The organism is Paenibacillus sp. SAFN-054, from assembly GCF_051966755.1.
Lineage (GTDB): Bacteria > Bacillota > Bacilli > Paenibacillales > Paenibacillaceae > Paenibacillus_AQ.
Genome location: NZ_JBQCKS010000001.1, coordinates 67,356 through 86,620, shown reverse-complemented (window position 1 = coordinate 86,620; position 19,265 = coordinate 67,356). Strand labels below are relative to the sequence as shown.

Sequence of the window (19,265 nt, the reverse complement as noted above, 5' to 3'; positions counted from 1 at the left end):
TCTTTTCTCCACCAATCTCACTTTTTTGACAATCGGGCTTTGAAAATATTTTATGAAAATCCTTCCTGTCTTCAGCTATAGCTCCGCGTTCCAGGCATGTTATGAACTCTTCCGTTTACGTGCATACTACGCATACCAGGGTTTTGCACAATTTCATCTTAATTGTTCCCCGTCACTATCCAATAGAAAAAAAGGTTTCGGACTACGCATGGCAATTTCAACACGTATGTAGAACATGTATAAGGAGGTAAGGCATGAATACTTCCGAGACCAGAGGTAACGGACAGCCGCAGGAACTTCCGGTTCCGCTGCACATCGACCGCAGCTGGCTTGAGCAGCTGAATAGCCGTCTCGAAAAGGGCGGGCCTTGGGGAGACTGGCGTCTTGCCCAGCTGGCCATTCAAGGAGAAGAAGCACGCTTGGTGACAAGCTTCGACGAACTGCAGTGCCTGAAGCACCTGCAAGGTCTTTCCCCGCTCCCCCATCAGCTGGATACGGCGCATAAGGTGCTGTTCGAGATGTCCGGCAGGGCGATCCTGGCCGATGAGGTCGGGCTTGGCAAAACGATAGAGGCTGGAATGATTCTGAAAGAATACCTGATCCGCGGACTCGTGTCCAAGGTGCTGATTCTTGTGCCTGCATCCCTCGTGCTGCAGTGGGTCCGAGAGCTGAACAGCAAATTCGGGATTCCTGCCGTGGCCCAGAAGAAGGCATACAGCTGGCATTCGGATATCGTGGTGGCCTCCATCGACACGGCCAAGCGTGATCCGCATAAGGATTTTCTGCTGGAGCAGGAGTACGACATGCTGATTATCGACGAGGCCCATAAGCTGAAAAACAAAAAAACGACGAACTATCAGTTCATTCAAAAGCTCCGCAAAAAATACTGCCTTCTGCTGACCGCGACGCCGGTACAGAACGACATGAGCGAGCTTTTTAATCTCATTACGCTGCTAAAGCCCGGGCAGCTCGGCCGCCAGGGCGATTTCGCAACCAATTTCGTGGTGGGCAAACGCCAGCCGAAAAATCAGGACCAGCTAAAAGACGAGCTCGCCAAGGTCATGATCCGCAATCGCCGGGGCGAAGGACCTGTCCATTTTACCAAACGGCATGTCAGCAACGTCAGCCTCCAGCTCTCACCCGAAGAACAAGCATTATATGACGGCGTAACCGCCTTTGTCAAAGACCAATATCAGGCTTCCGGGGGAAATTTGAGCAGCATGCTCTCCCTGGTTACCCTGCAGCGTGAAGTATGCAGCAGCCGGGATGCCGTATTCCTTACGCTCGTCAATCTGTCGAAAAAAATACCCGATGAGTCGCCCCTCACGGCCAAGGTATGGGAACTCGTCACCGCCATCAAGGCGATTAAAGCCAATACGAAAGCAGAAAAAACGATCGAGCTGATCAAACAGGTCAATGAGAAGGTCATCGTCTTTACCGAATACCGCGCGACCCAGGAATACCTGCTGCAGTATTTTCAAAAGCACGGACTGATTTGCGTACCCTACCGTGGGGGCATGAACCGGGGCAAAAAGGACTGGATGATGGATCTGTTCCGCGGACGCGCACAAGTCATGATCGCCACGGAGGCCGGCGGAGAAGGCATCAATTTGCAATTTTGCCACAATATGATTAACTTCGACCTTCCCTGGAATCCGATGCGAGTGGAACAAAGAATCGGACGCGTACACCGTCTCGGACAGCAGAAGGACGTGCAGATTTACAACCTTTCCACCTCCGGAACGATCGAGGAACACATTCTGCACTTGCTTCACGAAAAAATCAATATGTTCGAAATGGTCATCGGCGGTCTGGACGTCATTCTCGAGCGTTTCGAGAAACAAGAGTCGCTCGAGAAGAGCCTCTACAAATTGTTCCTCGAGTCTGGGTCCAATGAAGAAATCAGGCAGAAAGTCAGCACGCTAGGCCAGACCCTGGACCAGATCAAACGCGAGGTCGATTACGAATCGGAGTCGCTAAGGGAGGAAGAGGCATAGCATGAGCATGTCGCCGCAGCAGGTTCAGGATCATATGCTGACCTATCTCAAGAGCACGGAATGCCAAATCATCGAGAAATCGCCATGCCACGTTACGGTCAAACTATCGCCGCAGGCCGATAAGCAGCTGACGAACAGGCCTTATTACTGGGGATTTGTCGAAAGAACCGGGGCAGAGCCCGAGACGCTTTCTTTTACTTTCGTGTTCGATCCGGAACAATACGACAAGAATGAACAGTCGCGCGACGAGCAGCCCCAGCAGCAGGACATCCTTTCCCGTTATTTCGGGACGGCGCCCATGGTGCCCCGCATCGGTCCCGGACGGATACAGCGCGAGGACGTCCTGTACGGGAGCGGCAGGCTGCAGCAGATCTGGAATGCGGCCCGTCAGGATGGCTCATGCCTCTATCTGTTCGAGCAGCCGGCGGCACTGCAGCGCGAAACGCTCTTCTCAGCCGCCTACGAGCCTTGGCTTGGAATCTGCTACAAGGTGGAGCTGAGCTGCGACGTCAAAAAGGAGGAACTTCATTTCATCGGCATGTCCCTAGTCACCGGACAGATCGTCTCTCCTTTCCCGGAACAGCTGCAGGGAAAAACCCTGAGCCCGCGCCTGCCCGAAAATATTCATATTCAGCCTGCTTCCATCACCCTCTCAAAGGCCGCAGACGCGCTTGAAGCCTATATGTCCCGGCAGCTCGCAGAAATGGATTACGGGTGGGCTGAACAGGCCAGGGAACGTTTAAAGGAGGAGCTGGCTGTCATCGATATCTATTATGACGATTTGCTCAAGGAACCGGATGAGGAAAAGCTGACGGGGATCCGTGAGCAATATGCCAACAGACGCAGTGAAACGACATGGCAGTACGAGCCGAAAGTGCATTTGTCCGCCATAACCTGCGGTCTCTTTCATCTGCGCGCTTCCCGGTAGCTGACTTTAGACAAAAGAAGGCAAAAATAGAACCGGATGGACGTTTTGACGCGCGACAGCTTGCAACAGCCTTTTTAAGGCTTGTCCGATACACTAGGGGAAACTCCGGTAACACAAGAAAGGTGAAACGAATGAACCACTTGCTCTCCTTCACTGCAAAAGCAGCCGCTGTGCTTCTTCTCGCTGAATGCCTGATATCTGCAGGTACGGCCGCTGCTGAACCGGCAGGCAAGAACGCATCCGCCAAGCAAAGTGTAACGATAAATACAGCCCTACTGAGTAATACGGGTTCAGGCCTAATGGCAGCCGCTCCTTCGGATCTCCTAAGCTTCACGGAAGGCGTCGTCAGCGAGCTATCCCGGCAGGTTTCCTTTAAGTCTTGGAAGCATGCGAGCCTATCGCTAGTTCCTCTCGGTCCGGGAACGCACAGCTGGCTGGCATCGCTTAGCAACAACGGCAAGCCTGTCGGCTATCTGATCCTGACCTCGACCGATGACGGAAGCTATATGCTGAGCGAATACGGGCAAGCGGATTCCATGCCTTACAATGTCCAGGCGCTGTTCAATCGCCTGGAGCAGCTAGGCATCCTGCCCGCAGGAAACAAACTCCCGGCGGACCTGAGCATTTCCGCGCAATATTCCGCGCTTCTTCCCTATTGGAAAGTGTCAGAGCCGGGAAATTTAACTTTATACATCAACGCCATTACGGCGGAGGAGCTGCCTCTTGATGCAGACCAGATCGAATCCGCTATCGGCGGCCTGACTTCGCGCAAGGGATATCAATTGTCAGCCAGTACGCTTTCAGAGCCTTACGGAACGAGCGACCCGTACGACAATATTTCATGGCTTGCATCGCCTAAATTAACGTTCAAAGGGAACCGTGATCTGATCCAAGCCGTCAAGACGGGGCATAACCGCCTCGTATTCAGCTCTCCGGGACATAACGCCAACTATGGAGCGCCCTTTGCCATCACCGGGATCCATTCCTGGTCCACGGCCGGCAGGGACGATTCTGTCCTTTACGCTGCCTCAGGCAAAGCCGGAAGCCGGTTTCTGCCCGCCTCTTCCCTGCTGGCGCACGGTGAGCTCCGGAGTGTTGTCCCGACCCGCAGGTAACTAAAAAGACGCCTCAGCCGTTTGATTCGGCGAGGCGTCTTTTGTATTTAATCCTTGCGTTTTCTTCGGGGTTCCCGCTTCATGAGCGAGAGTCCGAGCGGTATCATGCCAAACCATTTCTCAGCCCAAGGCTCCTTGGGCCTGTTGTTGCGCTTCCGCTCTTCCTTGGGCGTCTCCATGAATGTCACGACGCGTTCGGTAATGTATTTGACGAGTTCGTCTCCACTGGCCATCCGCGATCCCCTCCGCAGCTGTGATGTTCATAGCTTGCGCAGATTCGCCTGCTTTTAAACTAAACTCCGGCTAAGAAAGCTTGAAAATCTCCTCGCATCCCTGTATCCCATCCCATTCCCGTTTAATGCATTTATTTCCGATTTTTGCACAACATAATGCTGTACTGTATTCCATGAAGGGATGGCCATGTCCAATGAACAAGTTTCTGCAGCTTACCTTTTCAGCCCTTATTGCGGCTTCTCTCGCCTTTACCTCCCCAGATCATGCGATGTCACATCCGCGTACATCCGATGAGGTGAAAGATCATCCGGCGTTTCCAAGAGACTTGATCATCGTCGATGCAGGACACGGGGGCATTGACGGAGGAACTTCATTTCAGAATTTCCTTGAGAAGGATATCAATCTTGCCATCGCCCAAAAAGTGTTCATGCTGCTGCGCAGCCAAGGATATCACGCCGTTCTGAACCGGACAGGGGACTACGCTCTCAGCGACGACAATCATTGGCTCAACAGCAGATCCAGGCATCTCCGCGATTTGGCACAACGCAAAGAGCTAAGCCAACAAATCCCTACCCAGATCGTGGTGAGCCTGCATGTCAATTGGGGGCGAAATACCGCCAAACGCGGTGGGCTCGTTCTTTTCCAGGATGAAGGCCGCAGCGTCCTTCTCGCCTCCGCCATCCAACAGCAGCTTGACCAGCTGTACGGCAATAAAGGCATCATCCAGCATGGACGACCCTTTTATTTGCTGAACCAAGTGGCTGACCCTGCGGTCATCGTCGAGACCGGCTTTCTAAGCAACGCTGAGGATCGCAGCATGCTGACGAGCCGCAGAGGCCAGCTTCAGATCGCAGAGGCGATCGCGAATGGTATCAATTATTATTTGACGGCCATATAGGGGATGGCTCCCAGCCCCAGATGTCCCTTACCAGATCGCTGATGCCCACAAAGCTCACGCGTTCTTGCATGTTGGCCGCACTGCTTCTTAGAACTTCAGCCGTTTTCTTGCCTTGGGTCCCGACATGCCCAATCGTCACGCAATTATCATGCGTGCTTGCAAACTCTTCGACGGCATGCAATTGTTTGCTGATGTGACTTGTTGTATGAAGGTCATCCAGGAAAATATGATTGGCGACAGGCGGCATCCCCATATTGACGGCAAGCTTGCCGACAACGGAATGGTAATTGGTTTTGCTGTCTATAAAAAACAGGCCTCTTTCGCGGCAAACCTTCAGCACGATGGACATGATCCGCTCATCGCCCGTTATTTTGGAACCCATGTGATTGTTCATGCCGATGGCGTACGGTACATTGTCAATCGCTTCCTCAACCTTTCGGCGCACTTCTTCATCACTCATGTTGGCTGTAATGGCACCTGGGCCGAGCCATTTCGGATTCCCCTGCTTAGGCTCCATCGGCATGTGGACGATGACGTCATGGCCTTTTTGGTGAGCCAGCTCCGCATCACTGCGCGTCGTCGGAAGGAACGGCATAATGGCAACCGTCAGTTTGATCGGCATGGACAGCATTTCTTCCGTTCCACCCTGCCCGTTACCGAAATCATCGATAATAACGGCAACCTTCTTTTCCCCTTTATTCGCCGGACTCTGTTCGGCCCGCGTCTTCTCACCGGATATCGCGCTTGCTAAAGAAGCGTTGGCAGCAGCAGTTTTCGTTTCTTCTGAATGTTCCGCAAATGCGGCAGAAGCAGATCCGGTCGTCAGCAGCACCGTAAGGCCTGCAGCGGTAAGCAAGCCGCGCCAATCATATAACGTTTTCAATCGCATCTTCCTCCTTCGTGGTTACAGCAGTTCTCGTTAACCTCATTGTTTGAGAAAGCAGGAGGAAATATGCACGCAAAGAAAGACGCTTTGGAGGTTATCCAAAGCGTCTTTCCATAAGATGCGGTCGAGAGGACTCGAACCTCCACGGGGGGTTAGCCCACACGGACCTGAACCGTGCGCGTCTGCCAATTCCGCCACGACCGCATATGTATTTGTCAGCTCCGCGTTTATCACTCTTTCGCGGCGACAAGATAGATCATACCATGCACTTAAATTATAGTCAACATTTTTTTTGAATTGTTTTGCCATAATTATTGCAGGCATCAAATTCCAGTTCAACTGTATTGATTAAAAGGCCTTGGCGAGGGTGAAATAGGAACATAAGTTCGTATAATGGCGGTGATCAATATGACAACAACAGGCATCACTCCTGATGAGCAATCCCTCATCAAAAGCTACTTGCTCCTGGAGTTTATCCATAAAGTATTCGAGAGAGACCTTCGGATCATGAAAGAAAGCGGCGTGTTCAAAACACCCGAGTTATACATGGAGGTGCTCGCCTGCGGCGACAAGCAGACGCAGATGCTGTTATCCGGGGTCAAAAGGGAATTCAAGACCCGCCGCATCCGGATCTGCCGGATTGAACAAAGCGACCGGGGCATTGAGGCGGAATATGTTTGCAGAGGCTATACAGGCGAAATGAATATATTATGGCCGGCCTTCCGCAGCGAGATGCTGGCACGGATGAGGGCTTATTTGGGACTGCGTCCAACCGCTGCATCCAGCCTGTTTATGGAACCAACACAGCCTTTGTCGGCCCATGCCTATGGCGAAGAGGCTTTGAATCAAAAATAAAGCCGCCCGAACCTCAAGCATCGCTTGATGGCTCCAGGCGGCTGTGCCGTCCAATGTTACTGGACCGATCCGTTCTTCAAGGAATGCTGGACGCGGGTCAATCCTTGGGAAAAGGCATGTCCTGCACCCACGGCACCTGCGACGGCAACGGTCTCCATGATATCCTGCTCGCTTGCTCCCTTGGAGCGGGCCTCGCCAAGGTGGTAATACGTGCAGACTTCATTGTTGGAGGCCAAACTGATGCCAAGCGCAATCAGCTGCTTCGTTTTGGCATCCAGCGCCCCCTCGTTCATGCATTCCCCCGTGAATTGGTGATAGGCGCTGGCCACATTCGGCATCGTCTGCCCCAATTGGGTTACTTCATTTTTGTATGCCTGTATTTTATCATTCATCAAATCCATCTCCGGCTCATCCTCTTTTCGTCAAAGTAAAGGCTTCTGTCTATCGGTGCGCATGCCCGTTTACTTTCTCCCCGAAAAGAAAAAACTATGCCGAAGACGTTGTTATTCTTCCGGATTGGCCCGTGGCTCATCCACCGGCTGATAGGAATAATTCCGGTCAAGCTTGACCACTTTGCGGTTGCGGCGGCGGATCATCACCTGCTCGTCGTTCCAGGCGACAACGATGCCCTTCACATCGTTATCCTCGATATGATCGCGCACCACCCGGACCGTTTCACCGGAAAGCCGGTAGTTGTTCAGCTGCTCATCGGTAATCAAGATCGCGTCCCCCTCTCCATACTTATTCACAAAAAAAGACCTAAATGGGCTCATTTAGGTCGTATCTGCTGCAGCTTATCTAAACGGCAAATTAACGTTGCGCATGTTCTCTGCTGTCGTTTTTCTCAAACCAAAAATCTAGCACGGTCGAAGACATCACCCGTTTTTCAACATACTCCACCTGATGAGGGGTGAACAATTCCTTCCAGGAATAGTCAAGCTCATCACACATGCGCACGATGGTCAGCAGCTCTGACCAGGCGACGTAGCGTTTGTACCAGAAAAACTGAGGATGCTCCATCATATAGGGATAAAGATCATCAAACTCCGTGTGTTTGCAATCGAGTGCACGCTCGAAATGATCTTTCGCTGCAGACAGTTTATCGACGAAATACTGCTCGGTTACCGGTTCTTTCCCCATTGTGCTGCCTCCCCTCTTCGTGTTCTCAAGTCTATTATAAGCGAAAAGATCGCCACTTGAAAGGTATTGTTTATAATTTAGACTAGTCGGCAAATGTAATAACGCCTTCGTCAAGCGACTCGATTCTTACCAGCGATTCCAGGCGGATGCCTTGTTCCCGGATGGCGCGAGCGCCGGCCTGGAAGCATTTTTCCACTACGACGCCGAGACCGACGAGCTCAGCGCCTGAACGGCTGATAATTTTGACGAGTCCCCTTGCGGCGTCCCCATTGGCGATAATATCGTCGATAAACAATACCTTATCCTGTTCATGGATATATTTACGCGAGAGCATGATATCGGTGACAATTCCTTTGGTGAAGGACGGAACACGCTCACACAGGGCGTCAGGATCGGCCAGCAGCGTTTTTTTGCGGCGCGCAAACACGAGAGGAACACCCAGCTCCAGCGCAGTAGCGAAGGCGACAGCAATGCCTGAGGATTCGACCGTAATAACACGGGTCACTCCCGCATCCGCGAAGCGGGCGGCAAACTCCCTGCCCATCTCCATCGTCAGCTCCGGATCAACCTGATGATTCAAGAGACCGTCCAAATTCAGGACCTGCTCAGACATGACCGAGCTTTCTTCAACAATTCTTTGCTTTAACTTATCCATTCCCTCAACCCCCAAGGCGGCACTTCTTTTTTTGACGTTAAAATACCATAATTCTTGTCCACTATTCAAGTTAAAATGACACAATCCATGCGGCCGCAAAGTTCGTCTCAGACAAGGTCTAACCGTTTTTCGGACATGTTGAGTCATGTCCTTCCTGTCCCCATCATAACCTGTACTAAGCGAAGGACACAATAGTGCCGCTTTAAAGCAGGGAGGATCATAATGAAAAACGGGGTTCGTATCTTTCAAATCGCTTTTACATACATCGGAACGATTGTCGGAGCGGGCTTTGCGACAGGCCAGGAGATTATCCAGTTTTTTACCCAATACGGCAAATGGGGGGCGCTCACCATCATGGCGGCCACCGCCCTGTTCATCTGGCTCGGGACGAAAATGATGCTGATGTCGCGCCGCATCTCGGCCAGATCCTATGAAGATTTAAACAAGCATCTCTTTGGCCCCAAAGCCGGAGCCGTGATCAGCATCGTGATGCTGCTTATCCTGATCGGAGTCAACAGCGTCATGCTCGCCGGAGCGGGCTCGGTTTTCATGGAGCATCTGAACCTTCACTATCAGACCGGGCTGCTGCTCACCGTTATCGGAACCTATCTCCTGCTGAAAAGAGGCATGAACGCCATTCTGCACATCAACAGCATCGTCGTGCCCATTATGCTGACCCTGTCCGCGGTGATTGTGCTGAATACCCTCAAGCTTCCGACCGCAGACCGCTTCCTCAGCTTGCCAACGGAACACAACATGGTGGCGGTCTGGCTCTCGCCCTTGATTTATACCTCATTTAACCTGGTCATGGCTCAAGCGGTGCTCGTCCCTCTGGGTAGCAAGACGGAAAGCGCCAAAGCGGTAAAATGGGGAGGCATCGCGGGAGGCGTCGGCGTCGGGCTGATGCTCCTCTCCGCCCATATTGCCATTTCAGCGCACATGCCAGGCATCCGACAATACGAAATCCCGATGGGCAGCATTGCGAATCATCTCGGCGCTGCGATTCAAATCATATATGTCGTTCTCATATTTATGGAAATATTCAGTACGTTCGTCGCCGACATCTATGGAATTACGCTTCAACTCCAGCAGCATCTCCCGTTATCTCCAAAGCTCATTTCCGTCGGGGTCATGTTTATCTGCTTTTTGCTCAGCCAATTCGGGTTCAGCTCGCTGCTGTCCGTTCTGTACCCGCTTTTCGGCTGCCTGGCTATCATTTGGTCGGTAAAGCTCATGCTTAAATCCGAATAATTTCAGCGTGAGGTATGCGGGCTACAGCATGATCGACCATGTAGCGGTGGCATGTAAACATAATGACCTGACGGTCGGCAGACAAATTCCCGGCGAGATCCAGCGCGCTGCACAAGCGCTCCTCATCGAAATTCACGAACAGATCATCCAGCAGCAGGGGAACGGACGCCCTGCCATTCATGCTGCCGGCAAAAGCGAAGCGCATCGCGAGATAAAGCTGCTCCGCTGTTCCCCGGCTCAGCAGCGAGCTGTCAAGCAGCCCCGCCTCGCGGTGCTCAGCGAGCAGCTTCTTCTCCCCGAGCTTCATGACGATCCGGCTGTAGCTCCCCCCAGTCAGTGCTTTGAAATACGAGGAGGCAAGCTTCAGCACCTCCGGCTGCTTTTCCTGTTCGTAAACGCTGCGCGTTCTTCCAATCATTTCGGCGCAGATGGCCAGCACCGCATACTCTCCGGCAATTCCTTTGAGCAGCGCCTTCTGCTCCTCAAGCTGCTGAAGCGCGGTGTCATGCGCACACAGCTTCACGAGATGGTCCCTTTCCTGCAGCCATCTGCCCCGCAGCTGCTGCAGCTCGTTCCATTCTTTGTCAGCCTTCACCTGACGCTGCTCGGCACTCCGGCATGCCTCATCCAATGCTGCGGCATCATACTGCTCGAGTGTCTCCCGCAGACTCCGCTCTGATTCGCCTGACCATCCGCTGAACATGCCGATCTCCAGCTGCCTGATGCTGCGGTCCAGCTCTTTTCTGCGTTCCATGGACGTTCCAGTCCGCAGAAATGCCTCTCCATCCACCGACTGGCCTTCGGCCAATAGATGCTTCGCCGCAAGCTCCAGCCTGCCCTGTTCTTCCTTTAATGCGAATAATTCCTCCTGCAGCGGCTCCAGCTTCATGCTGGCAGCCTCTCTCCGGCGCAGCAGCTCCTGCTGCCTTTCCCATTCCTTTTTCTTCAGCTCCAGCCGCATCAGCAGATCTGCGCCATCACGCTCCTCGCCATGGATCGAGATGAACAGGCAGTCCTTTTTAAATGCGGCGATTTCCTGTGACAATAACTGCCCCTTGCGTTCGAGTGCATCCATACGCCGAACGATCTCCATCCCCTGCTCGGCAAATCCGAACATATCCATGACGGCGTCTGGCGAACAGCTGGCTTCCAGTCCCCGTTCTTGCAGCCACATTTGCCACTGGGATTCCAGCTTCGTGAAGATACCATGCTCTTCCTCCATCTTGCGCGTCAGAGCTGACAGATCGTGCCGGAGCGCTTCCGAACGCCTCTTAGCCGCTCCAGCTTCCCCCCGGGAGCGCTCCAAATCGTCATGCCAAGCCAGCCAGGCATCGACAAGCTTCCGCAGCTCGCGCAGCGAAGACTCGATCGAATCCTCGGAATGCGTCAAACTCCCGCCCAATGAACCTGACGCAGAAGCGGCAGTCGCCAGTGGATGAGTGATCAAATCGGCCATTAGAGCGGATAGGCGCTCTTCTTCTGTATGCGGCTCATGCGAATACTCCCTTCGGCCTCGGGAGCGGCTGCTCCCTGATGCAAGGCTCCCCCGCCAGAGCATTCCGTCGGCGAAGATCAACACGAGCAATACCGATACGGCTCCCCATGCCGAGCCAAACGTCCATAACAAGGCAGGAAGGATCAATGTAAGCGCAGCGCTTCCCCACAGCAGCTTCCGGTACAATGCCTTCATCCTGCCGCTGATCAGGGCTTCCCGCTCTTCCAGCCCTTTTTGAGATAACCGGTCCAGCCTCGTTTCCCGCCAAAGCTCGGCTGCGGATTGAAGCTCATTCCAGGCGGATAAAAGCTCGGGCTTCGTTTGCGGCCGAAGCATGTCAAAGCGTCTCTTTCCAGCCGCCGTTAGTTCGGAACAGGTGGCCTCAGCCCGTTTCAGCTCATCATCGGCTGAAGCAAGCTGAATGGCCTTTTGCTCCCGTTCCTGTGCGAGCCCCTCGATGCGGCGGTCATATCCGGCGAACCCGGAGGCATAACGCCGCACGGCTTCTCGTTCCGGAACGGAGCCGGAAAAGTCCCTCAGCTCGGAAACGCCCCACTCCGCATGAATCTGCCGCAGCAGCCTCTGCAGCTGCCCCTGCAGTGCCGATTCCTCCCCGAACAGCTCCTGCTGCTCCTTCATCCTCATTTCGATATATTCGCGGCGGCCCGCCAGCTTCTCAATGAGCGGGCCTTGGCTGATCAGCTCCTCATCGGTACGGAGATGAGACAGCTGCATTGTCGTTTCCTCGATTCTTCGCTCCAGCGAATGCAGCTGAAGCTGTATCCGATCCTGGTCATCCCGCAGTTTCCGCCAGCGCTGCAGTCCCTCTTCGGGAAAAGGCACCGCCTCCGGAAGCAGATCCCGTTCCGAGATCGCCTCCCGCCAGGCAAGCCATTGCGGACGGATTTCAGCGGCTTTGCGCAGAATAACGAGCCTCCTCGATGCGTCTGTCCTGCGCTGATCCGCATCCTTCAAGTTTCTTTCCGCTTCAAGGAGCTTGTCCTCCGCGTCCATGTACTGCGAGAGATACGAGCGGCTCTCGGCTATTTCCCGCTGCAGCCGCTCGATCGCCTGCAGCACCTTGGCACTTTCCTGAACCCTGCCCCGGGGCTTGTACAGCTTGTCCATCCTCTGGGAAAGCACGCGTTCCGCCCGCATGATTTCCCCGCCGCCGCCGAACCCGGCATGGAATAAATAGCTGCCCATCTCATCGGATTGAAGCGTCCTTATCTCCTGCAGCTCGGTCAAAGTCACGGCAAATAGCTGCTTAAACATATCCCTCGACATGCCGCCCAGCAGCTCTCTTTCCAGGTCGCTTTGCGACATCGGGTTGGCCGTTCCCTTTTCGTCTGTCCTGATGATCGTCAGCTGCTCCGAACGCCCGGAGGGCATGCGCTGGTCGGGTGCCGCATATCTGGAAACGGTCCAGACCGAACCGTCAGCGGCTCTCGCCGTCAGGACGCCGCCATGACGCCCTCCTCCCGGCGGCTCGTACCTTTCTGCCGGATACGCCCGGCTTGGAATGCCGTACAGCATGGCGCGGACAAACTGCAGGATCGTGCTCTTGCCGGCTTCATTCGGGCCGTTCAGTACAGTCAGGGGTGCACCGAACCTAATATCCGTATCTTTCATCCTGCCGAACCCGTGAATCTGCAGGCGCTCAATCTTCATGCTTTCCCTCGCCCCCTACGTCTCCATGGCCAGACAACAGCAGCGCAGCCATCTCTTCGGCTCTATGAAGCCAGCCTGCCCGTTCTTCCTCTCCCGCATCATTCACAAGCCTTCGCAGCTCCCGGCTGGATAGGAGTGGGGCCAGCGCCCCTTGCAGCATTTCATCGCTAAGCTCCGGGTTTTCCTTCGCCTGCCCGCTGAAACGCAGCAGCTCGCCCAGAAAGCTGTCTTCCAGCAGCAGCGCCTCACGGTCGAGCCACGGACCCGAACGGATCTCGAAGCTCTCCACCCAGATGAGTCCTTTAAACCCGTCAGGAACGGAAGCCGTACGCAATGCCCTGCGGTGCAGCTCATGCAGAAGCTCCTCCGCCGCGCGTTCTTCCTCCAGTTTCTCATGCAGACGGCCGCGGCCGGTCAGCACAAATCTGACGATGCTCATTTTGCCGGGACATTCGCTGCGGATTGCCTCCATTTTATCGTCGACCTGCCGCGCCAAATCCTCTTCGCCATCCAAATCATCAATCGGAATCGTTTCATGGAACCAACGAACCGTATCCAGCTCGTGAAACCTCATGTTCACTTCTCCGGCTTCATCCACCTGAACGACATAGCACCCTTTCGCACCGGTTTCACGAATGCTCCGGCCCTGGATGTTCCCCGGATAAGCGATGACCGGAGATTCCTGCAGCCGTCTTCTGGTGTGGATATGCCCCAGTGCCCAATAGTCATAGCCCGAACCGGACAAATCCTGCAAGGTACACGGAGAATAGGTTTCATGTGCCGGGTCCCCTTCCACATTTGCATGCAGAAGCGCAATATGGAACAAGTCCGAGTCCTTGTCCCTTTGAAACCGCAGCGATGTATTTTCAATGACTTTCGAGGTCGGATAAGAAATGCCGCCGATGACAGCAGCCGGTTTACCATCTCGCCTTCGCAGTGCAGTCACCCGTTCAAAATGAGGGCCGAACACATGCACATGCGCTTTTTTCTCGGTTTTCATGCGCGGACTGTCCAGGGGATCGTGATTTCCATGGATGACATATACTCCAATGCCGTGCTCACCCAGCCGGTCCAATGCTTCCTGAAAGCGCAGCTGAGCCTGCAGGGATGAATCCTGTGCATCATAAACATCGCCGCTGATGACGATAAAATCCGCCTCCTGGGTCACCGCCAGCTCGATCAGCCGGTCCAGTGAAGCAAATGTGGATTCACGCAAAAAGGAGCGGATGCCCTCCGACAGCCCGCTAATTCCCTTGAACTGGCTGTCGAGATGGAGATCCGCCGTATGAATGAACTTAAAAGGAACCATTCCATCCCTCTCTCATGAAGAATATTGTAAGTATAATTTCTTGAGTTCATTGACCGCATAGGTGAGCGAGTAGTGGCTCTTCGCTTTGTCCCACGCGGTGCGCGCCAAATCGTAGCGGTAAAGAGGGTCGGTAATGACCTTCTCCAATGCCTCGCTGAGCGCCATATAGTCCTCCGGCGGCACCAGCAGGCCGTTGACCCCATCCTCGATTTGCTCGGAGATGCCGCCGACATCCGTTCCTACCAGCGCAAGACAGCTGAGCGCTGCCTCGGCAAAGACGGAGCCGAAGGCTTCCGCCCGGGACGGGAGCACAAAAATGTCAAAGAAGGGCATGAACTCTTCCGGGTGGAGGGTATAGCCGTAAAAAATCGTTTCGTTATAGATGCCGAGCTGTTTGGCCAGCGTCTCAAGCTCCGTGCGGTAGGGACCATCGCCAATAATATGGAGCACGTAATCCAGATTGCTTTTTTTCAGCTCCGCGCAGGCTTTGAGCAGAATGTCGAGACCCTTGGCGGGCACGAGCCGGCATACGGTAATCAGCTGGGGAACCTCATTTTCATGGGGAACGGGCTTAAACCGTTTTTCGTCGAATCCGTTCGGCGTAACCACGATGTTCTCCGGCTGGTCCACGTAGGCTCCCAGATAATCGGCGAATGACTTCGACACCGTCAGCATCTTCTCGCTTCGCCGCTCCAGTTCACGGTACAGGGACACGAGAAAGCGGTGCTCGGGGCCGCCGACATCAATTTTCCCGTTGAGGATCAGCTCCTTTTCGTAGCTGGAGTGGATGGTCTGGATCAGAGGCACCTCAGGAAAAGCCTGTTTCATCGCAAGCCCGGCAATCGGATGATGGGCATGGATCAAGTCGTAAGGCTTCTGAATGCGAAGCTTCGTCCACCATAAGTAGTCCCTGTAGGTCTGAATATATTTCTGAACCGTGGGGCTGTCCCCATACTCCGTCCAGTCGAAGGTTTCAAAGCGGATTTCTTCATGGCCTTTGTTGCGGATGCGCTTAGGCAGCCAGAACATTTCCATATCCCATCTCGATGATTGGAACCGCTCCTGCATATAGGGAATCATCGAAGATACACCACCCGGCTGTTCCGGTGGAAAGAAGAGTGCTTGCAGTAATCTCATGGGGAAAAACGCCCCTTTCCGTATTCTCTTTTCGTTTCAGGATCTTAGGAAATATGATATATTGGAACATATGTTTCAGTAAAGGAAAACCATTTTCGGGAGCCGATATATGATTATGCCTTACATACCTGGGTCCTTTTCCGCCACCCTGGCGGGGATCGCGTCAGCATGCAGTCTGTACATCATACTCATGATGAGCCTGATGTGCCTCATTATGTACAGCAAGCAGCGAAAAAAAGCCTATTTATCGATGGTTGCTGCCTTTCTTTTCATTATGACATATGAGAGTCTGAACATCCATTTCGCCTTTTCGCCAAACCGGAACCCAGGCAGTGGATACGGCTGGGCCCAATCCATGCACATTTTCTCGTTTCTGCTCCTGAATCTCTCGGTTTATCAGCTTTACAGGCGCATGAACAAGGCATCTTATACGATTCTTGCCGTTTTGGTGCTGCTGTTCGCGGTTCCGGTCATGTCCGTTTTCCTTCCGCTCGCTGGAACAACCTGGCAACCGCTTTATTGGGATGTGTACCGATTGGGCATCCTGCTCTTAGGCGCCATCTTCATCACTCCGCGAATCGGGCAGCGATTCAAATATTCAGCCGGAATGACCGTGTACTTTGTCTATGCCGCGACCGGAATGCTTGCACGATATGCCGATGTTCACGAAACCTGGACGAGCGGTCTGCTGATCTGGCTTCCGCTGGCTTACTATACGATTGTATTTCTTATCCTGTTTGAGCGGATTGTCGAGCTGATGCAGTCGATCTACCGCTCCTCCATTACGGATGGCTTGACGAATTTGTACAACCGGCGCTATTTCACCAAACAGCTTCACCGTTATGTGAACCAAGGGGTAAAGGTATCGATGATATTTTGCGATATCGACAACTTCAAAAAGCTGAACGACACCCAAGGCCATCACCGTGCCGATCTGGTACTCAAGCAGGTGGCCGCCATTATCGATGAAGAAGTATCCGAGTTTGGCCTTAGCGGCCGTTTCGGCGGAGAGGAACTGGTGGCGCTGATCGTGGACAAACGGGCCAAGGTCGCGCAAATTGCAGAGCGCATCAGGGCTCGGGTAGCGGAGGAATCCATCGTCACTCTAAGTGTAGGATATAGCTCCTTGCGCAAGAACGTCACGGCAGAGGAGCTGGTGTCCCAAGCCGACCAGGCCATGTACAAGTCCAAAACGACAGGCAAAAATAAAGTTTCCCCTTACCGGACGACACCGTCCAGAAAAGAAGCAGCAGAGACCGGAGCATAACCCGCAGGAACCCATACATAAGTCGTATTTCCATACAAATACTTACTTGAGGGAGTGCCTATTCCCTAACATACATGATTGACAAAGGAGTCTGAACCATGGGCAAAGAGACGCTGCCTTCCACATATATTGAACAAATGAAACCGATTCTCGGCGGGGATCTTCCCGCTTTCTTGCACAGTTATGATCAGCCTCGTACGCAGGGTCTCCGCTTTAACGAGCTGAAGGCGACGCCTGAGCTAAAGGAAAAGGTGATATCCCTATTCGGACTAAAGCCCGTGCCATGGTGCCCAAGCGGCTATTATTACGCAGAAAACCTTAGACCCGGTAAACATCCTTACCATCAGGCCGGGCTCTATTACATCCAGGAACCGTCGGCCATGTCGGCGGTAGAGCTGCTGGATCCGCAGCCGGGTGAGACCATCTTGGACCTGGCAGCTGCGCCAGGCGGTAAGAGCACCCACATTGCCTCCAAAATGAACGGCCAAGGGCTGCTCATATCCAATGAAATTCACCCTGAACGCGCTAAAATCCTGGCTGAGAACGTGGAAAGAATGGGCATATCGAACGCGCTTGTAACAAGCGCTGCACCGGATGAGCTGTCCGGGCGCTTCCCGGAGACCTTCGACCGGATCATGCTCGACGCGCCTTGCTCCGGCGAAGGCATGTTCCGCAAAGACCCCAAGGCGCTTGCGGAATGGTCTCCATCCATGGTAGACATGTGCGCCTCGAGGCAGCGTGATATTCTGGATCACGCCTATGTGATGCTGAAGCCCGGAGGGATGCTCGCGTATTCGACCTGCACCTTCAACTTGCAGGAAAATGAAGGGATGATGGAGCAGTTCGTCGAGGCTTACCCGGACATGGAAATCATCGAAATGAAAAGATTATGGCCTCATCTCGAAGCCGGAGAGGGACATTTCGTGGCGCTGCTGAAGAAGAACGAGTCTGAATTCAATTCCCGTTCAAATTCCAATTCGGCGAGCGGCAAGAAGCGCTCCCGTAAAATGCCGGATAAAGGGAAGGGCAGCGCCGAGCAGGCTGCGCTGAGCGATGTTGCCGCGTGGGCGGATGAGGAACTCCCCGGATACCGCCTGCCGACCGGCACTCCGGTCCTGTTCGGCGAGTCTCTGTACCTGCTTCCTACAGATGAACCACTGCCGCTCAGTAGACTCAAAATTCCACGAGCCGGCCTTCACCTTGCCCATATCAAGAAAAACCGCATCGAGCCCGCTCATGCCCTCGCCATGGCGCTGGCACCCGAGCAAGCCAAGCATTCGGTCCAGCTTACGGCAGAGGATCCCCAGGTAGAGGCATTCCTGCGCGGCGAAACGCTGCCCGTGGATCCTTCGCTTCGCGGGTGGGCGCTTGTCACAGTGAATGGCCTGCCTTTGGGATGGGGCAAAGCAAGCGGCGGCCAATTAAAGAACCATATCCCCAAGGGACTCCGCCAATTCTGAATGACGACCAAAAAGGGTGCCCGGTCTTATGCCGACCGGGCACCCTTTTTTTAGATCAATGATTGAGGTTGAATTTGGCTTTAGGACAAGCAATATTTTAAGAGCGCTGCATGCACCCCGTCCTCATTGTTGGATAATGTAAGTGCATCCGCTGCCGCCTTTACCTCAAGCGGGGAATTGTCCATCGCGATCCCTAAACCTGCAAAGGTTAACATCGTGATATCATTGTAGTAATTTCCGATCGCAAGAATCTCGTCCTGCCTAACGCCGCGGCGCTCGGCCAGCTGCTTGAGCGCGTTGCCTTTCGAAGCGTCCGGATGCATCAGGTCCACAAAATACTCGCCGCTTCGCAAAATATTGAATTCCGGCGTCCACTTGCCAATCTCTTCATGCACCTTGTCCAGAATATCCGCATGGTCAAACGCAGTCACTTTGACGACGGGTTCCGTGAATTCCTCCAGCGGAGGCAGGTTGACCGGCAGCATCAAAAAATTCTCATACATGCTGCGAACCTCGACAGCCATACCTTCCACGTTATCCACATACATATGAAAAGCGGTATTCACGTCAAAATGAACGCGCTGCTTGCGGAAATAATCCATGTAAGGCAGCAGTGCCTTCGTATCCATTGCAAATTGATGCACGACTTCCTTGGTGACGACATCCACCGTTGCCGCTCCGTTATGGCTGATCACATAGCCCGTCAATCCGATTTGCTCCATGAAAGGGATGGAATTTTGCGGCCCTCTCCCGGTGCAGAGCACGATCTCCGCCCCGCTTCGGGATACTTCCTGGATTGTTTTCTTTGTTTGTTCGCTCAATTCATGGTTGTCATTCAGCAGGGTTCCGTCTACATCGAGCGCTATCAGCTTATACTTCACTTCTCCATCCATCCTTTATGTCTATTCTCATGATTATTCTACAGTATGTTGCTGCCATTTCCGTTTTCCTTGCCGGATAGAACCAA

At 53.6% G+C, this 19,265-nt stretch carries 18 protein-coding genes and 1 tRNA gene; 8 read left to right on the top strand and 11 right to left on the bottom strand.

The genetic code is table 11. From position 1 onward, the window contains the following. Positions 1–254 precede the first annotated feature (254 nt). The 3 genes from ACTHPM_RS00460 (at position 255) to ACTHPM_RS00450 (ending at position 4,040) form a co-directional block, all read left to right on the top strand. Positions 255–1,997, top strand: coding sequence for a DEAD/DEAH box helicase (locus tag ACTHPM_RS00460; RefSeq protein ID WP_440393238.1), 1,743 nt, complete (start codon positions 255–257; stop codon positions 1,995–1,997). A gap of 1 nt (position 1,998) precedes the next feature. Further along, positions 1,999–2,925, top strand: coding sequence for a YqhG family protein (locus tag ACTHPM_RS00455; protein ID WP_440393237.1), 927 nt, complete (start codon positions 1,999–2,001; stop codon positions 2,923–2,925). Positions 2,926–3,056: 131 nt separating this feature from the next. Further along, positions 3,057–4,040 (top strand): hypothetical protein, encoded by a 984-nt coding sequence (locus ACTHPM_RS00450; RefSeq protein ID WP_440393236.1) that lies wholly within the window; start codon positions 3,057–3,059, stop codon positions 4,038–4,040. Positions 4,041–4,087: 47 nt separating this feature from the next. On the opposite strand, the gene ACTHPM_RS00445 is transcribed toward ACTHPM_RS00450, so the two are convergent. Then, positions 4,088–4,273, bottom strand: coding sequence for a YqzE family protein (locus tag ACTHPM_RS00445; protein WP_440393235.1), 186 nt, complete (start codon positions 4,271–4,273; stop codon positions 4,088–4,090). A 194-nt stretch (positions 4,274–4,467) separates the two neighbouring features. Here ACTHPM_RS00445 and ACTHPM_RS00440 point away from each other — a divergent pair, with 194 nt between their 5' ends. Further along, complete coding sequence (locus ACTHPM_RS00440; RefSeq protein ID WP_440393234.1) at positions 4,468–5,172, top strand: N-acetylmuramoyl-L-alanine amidase; 705 nt, start codon at positions 4,468–4,470, stop codon at positions 5,170–5,172. On the opposite strand, the gene ACTHPM_RS00435 is transcribed toward ACTHPM_RS00440, so the two are convergent. Beyond that, entirely contained in the window at positions 5,147–6,061 is a 915-nt protein-coding gene (locus tag ACTHPM_RS00435; protein WP_440393233.1) for a divergent polysaccharide deacetylase family protein, read from the bottom strand. The genes ACTHPM_RS00440 and ACTHPM_RS00435 overlap by 26 nt on opposite strands. 116 nt (positions 6,062–6,177) lie before the next feature. After that, positions 6,178–6,262 (bottom strand) — tRNA-Leu (locus ACTHPM_RS00430). A gap of 189 nt (positions 6,263–6,451) precedes the next feature. On the opposite strand from ACTHPM_RS00430, the gene ACTHPM_RS00425 reads away from it, so the two are divergent. After that, on the top strand, positions 6,452–6,913 hold the full coding sequence (locus tag ACTHPM_RS00425) for a hypothetical protein (protein ID WP_440393232.1): 462 nt from the start codon (positions 6,452–6,454) through the stop codon (positions 6,911–6,913). A gap of 56 nt (positions 6,914–6,969) precedes the next feature. On the opposite strand, the gene ACTHPM_RS00420 is transcribed toward ACTHPM_RS00425, so the two are convergent. The 4 genes from ACTHPM_RS00420 to ACTHPM_RS00405 form a co-directional block, all read right to left on the bottom strand. Next, positions 6,970–7,314 (bottom strand): carboxymuconolactone decarboxylase family protein, encoded by a 345-nt coding sequence (locus ACTHPM_RS00420; protein ID WP_440393231.1) that lies wholly within the window; start codon positions 7,312–7,314, stop codon positions 6,970–6,972. Between the two features lie 102 nt (positions 7,315–7,416). After that, on the bottom strand, positions 7,417–7,632 hold the full coding sequence (locus ACTHPM_RS00415) for a hypothetical protein (protein ID WP_440393230.1): 216 nt from the start codon (positions 7,630–7,632) through the stop codon (positions 7,417–7,419). A gap of 91 nt (positions 7,633–7,723) precedes the next feature. Next, on the bottom strand, positions 7,724–8,053 hold the full coding sequence (locus ACTHPM_RS00410; RefSeq protein WP_440393229.1) for a hypothetical protein: 330 nt from the start codon (positions 8,051–8,053) through the stop codon (positions 7,724–7,726). 82 nt (positions 8,054–8,135) lie between these two features. Then, positions 8,136–8,708: a xanthine phosphoribosyltransferase gene (locus ACTHPM_RS00405; protein ID WP_440393228.1), complete on the bottom strand. Its 573-nt coding sequence runs from the start codon at positions 8,706–8,708 to the stop codon at positions 8,136–8,138. Positions 8,709–8,930: 222 nt separating this feature from the next. On the opposite strand from ACTHPM_RS00405, the gene ACTHPM_RS00400 reads away from it, so the two are divergent. Next, positions 8,931–9,959 carry a YkvI family membrane protein gene (locus ACTHPM_RS00400; RefSeq protein WP_440393227.1) on the top strand — a complete coding sequence of 343 codons (1,029 nt, stop codon included), beginning with the start codon at positions 8,931–8,933 and terminating at the stop codon, positions 9,957–9,959. Here ACTHPM_RS00400 and ACTHPM_RS00395 read toward each other — a convergent pair. From ACTHPM_RS00395 to ACTHPM_RS00385, 3 genes are read right to left on the bottom strand one after another with little or no spacing between them, the layout of a single operon-like run. Next, positions 9,946–13,125: an AAA family ATPase gene (locus tag ACTHPM_RS00395; RefSeq protein ID WP_440393226.1), complete on the bottom strand. Its 3,180-nt coding sequence runs from the start codon at positions 13,123–13,125 to the stop codon at positions 9,946–9,948. The genes ACTHPM_RS00400 and ACTHPM_RS00395 overlap by 14 nt on opposite strands. Further along, a complete protein-coding gene (locus ACTHPM_RS00390) occupies positions 13,115–14,434 on the bottom strand; it encodes a metallophosphoesterase family protein (protein ID WP_440393225.1) in 1,320 nt (439 codons plus the stop codon). The genes ACTHPM_RS00395 and ACTHPM_RS00390 overlap by 11 nt, the downstream gene beginning before the upstream one ends. Before the next feature lie 12 nt (positions 14,435–14,446). Beyond that, a complete protein-coding gene (locus tag ACTHPM_RS00385; RefSeq protein WP_440393224.1) occupies positions 14,447–15,571 on the bottom strand; it encodes a glycosyltransferase family 4 protein in 1,125 nt (374 codons plus the stop codon). A gap of 115 nt (positions 15,572–15,686) precedes the next feature. On the opposite strand from ACTHPM_RS00385, the gene ACTHPM_RS00380 reads away from it, so the two are divergent. Further along, complete coding sequence (locus ACTHPM_RS00380) at positions 15,687–16,838, top strand: GGDEF domain-containing protein (protein WP_440393223.1); 1,152 nt, start codon at positions 15,687–15,689, stop codon at positions 16,836–16,838. Between the two features lie 98 nt (positions 16,839–16,936). Next, positions 16,937–18,298 carry an RsmF rRNA methyltransferase first C-terminal domain-containing protein gene (locus ACTHPM_RS00375; RefSeq protein ID WP_440393222.1) on the top strand — a complete coding sequence of 454 codons (1,362 nt, stop codon included), beginning with the start codon at positions 16,937–16,939 and terminating at the stop codon, positions 18,296–18,298. A gap of 80 nt (positions 18,299–18,378) precedes the next feature. Here the strand turns inward: ACTHPM_RS00375 and ACTHPM_RS00370 are convergent, their stop codons facing one another. Further along, entirely contained in the window at positions 18,379–19,179 is an 801-nt protein-coding gene (locus ACTHPM_RS00370) for a Cof-type HAD-IIB family hydrolase (protein ID WP_440395305.1), read from the bottom strand. Positions 19,180–19,265: the final 86 nt, after the last annotated feature.

What these genes read in the sequence shown, in the direction of transcription:
- ACTHPM_RS00440 (WP_440393234.1), top strand. Translation starts at nt 4,468, where the DNA reads ATGAACAAGTTTCTGCAGCTTACCTTTTCAGCCCTTATTGCGGCTTCT.
- ACTHPM_RS00425 (WP_440393232.1), top strand. Translation starts at nt 6,452, where the DNA reads ATGGCGGTGATCAATATGACAACAACAGGCATCACTCCTGATGAGCAA.
- ACTHPM_RS00445 (WP_440393235.1), bottom strand. Translation starts at nt 4,273, where the DNA reads ATGGCCAGTGGAGACGAACTCGTCAAATACATTACCGAACGCGTCGTG.
- ACTHPM_RS00455 (WP_440393237.1), top strand. Translation starts at nt 1,999, where the DNA reads ATGAGCATGTCGCCGCAGCAGGTTCAGGATCATATGCTGACCTATCTC.
- ACTHPM_RS00395 (WP_440393226.1), bottom strand. Translation starts at nt 13,125, where the DNA reads ATGAAGATTGAGCGCCTGCAGATTCACGGGTTCGGCAGGATGAAAGAT.
- ACTHPM_RS00435 (WP_440393233.1), bottom strand. Translation starts at nt 6,061, where the DNA reads ATGCGATTGAAAACGTTATATGATTGGCGCGGCTTGCTTACCGCTGCA.
- ACTHPM_RS00460 (WP_440393238.1), top strand. Translation starts at nt 255, where the DNA reads ATGAATACTTCCGAGACCAGAGGTAACGGACAGCCGCAGGAACTTCCG.
- ACTHPM_RS00375 (WP_440393222.1), top strand. Translation starts at nt 16,937, where the DNA reads ATGGGCAAAGAGACGCTGCCTTCCACATATATTGAACAAATGAAACCG.
- ACTHPM_RS00405 (WP_440393228.1), bottom strand. Translation starts at nt 8,708, where the DNA reads ATGGATAAGTTAAAGCAAAGAATTGTTGAAGAAAGCTCGGTCATGTCT.
- ACTHPM_RS00450 (WP_440393236.1), top strand. Translation starts at nt 3,057, where the DNA reads ATGAACCACTTGCTCTCCTTCACTGCAAAAGCAGCCGCTGTGCTTCTT.
- ACTHPM_RS00410 (WP_440393229.1), bottom strand. Translation starts at nt 8,053, where the DNA reads ATGGGGAAAGAACCGGTAACCGAGCAGTATTTCGTCGATAAACTGTCT.
- ACTHPM_RS00420 (WP_440393231.1), bottom strand. Translation starts at nt 7,314, where the DNA reads ATGGATTTGATGAATGATAAAATACAGGCATACAAAAATGAAGTAACC.
- ACTHPM_RS00400 (WP_440393227.1), top strand. Translation starts at nt 8,931, where the DNA reads ATGAAAAACGGGGTTCGTATCTTTCAAATCGCTTTTACATACATCGGA.
- ACTHPM_RS00390 (WP_440393225.1), bottom strand. Translation starts at nt 14,434, where the DNA reads ATGGTTCCTTTTAAGTTCATTCATACGGCGGATCTCCATCTCGACAGC.
- ACTHPM_RS00385 (WP_440393224.1), bottom strand. Translation starts at nt 15,571, where the DNA reads ATGAGATTACTGCAAGCACTCTTCTTTCCACCGGAACAGCCGGGTGGT.
- ACTHPM_RS00380 (WP_440393223.1), top strand. Translation starts at nt 15,687, where the DNA reads ATGCCTTACATACCTGGGTCCTTTTCCGCCACCCTGGCGGGGATCGCG.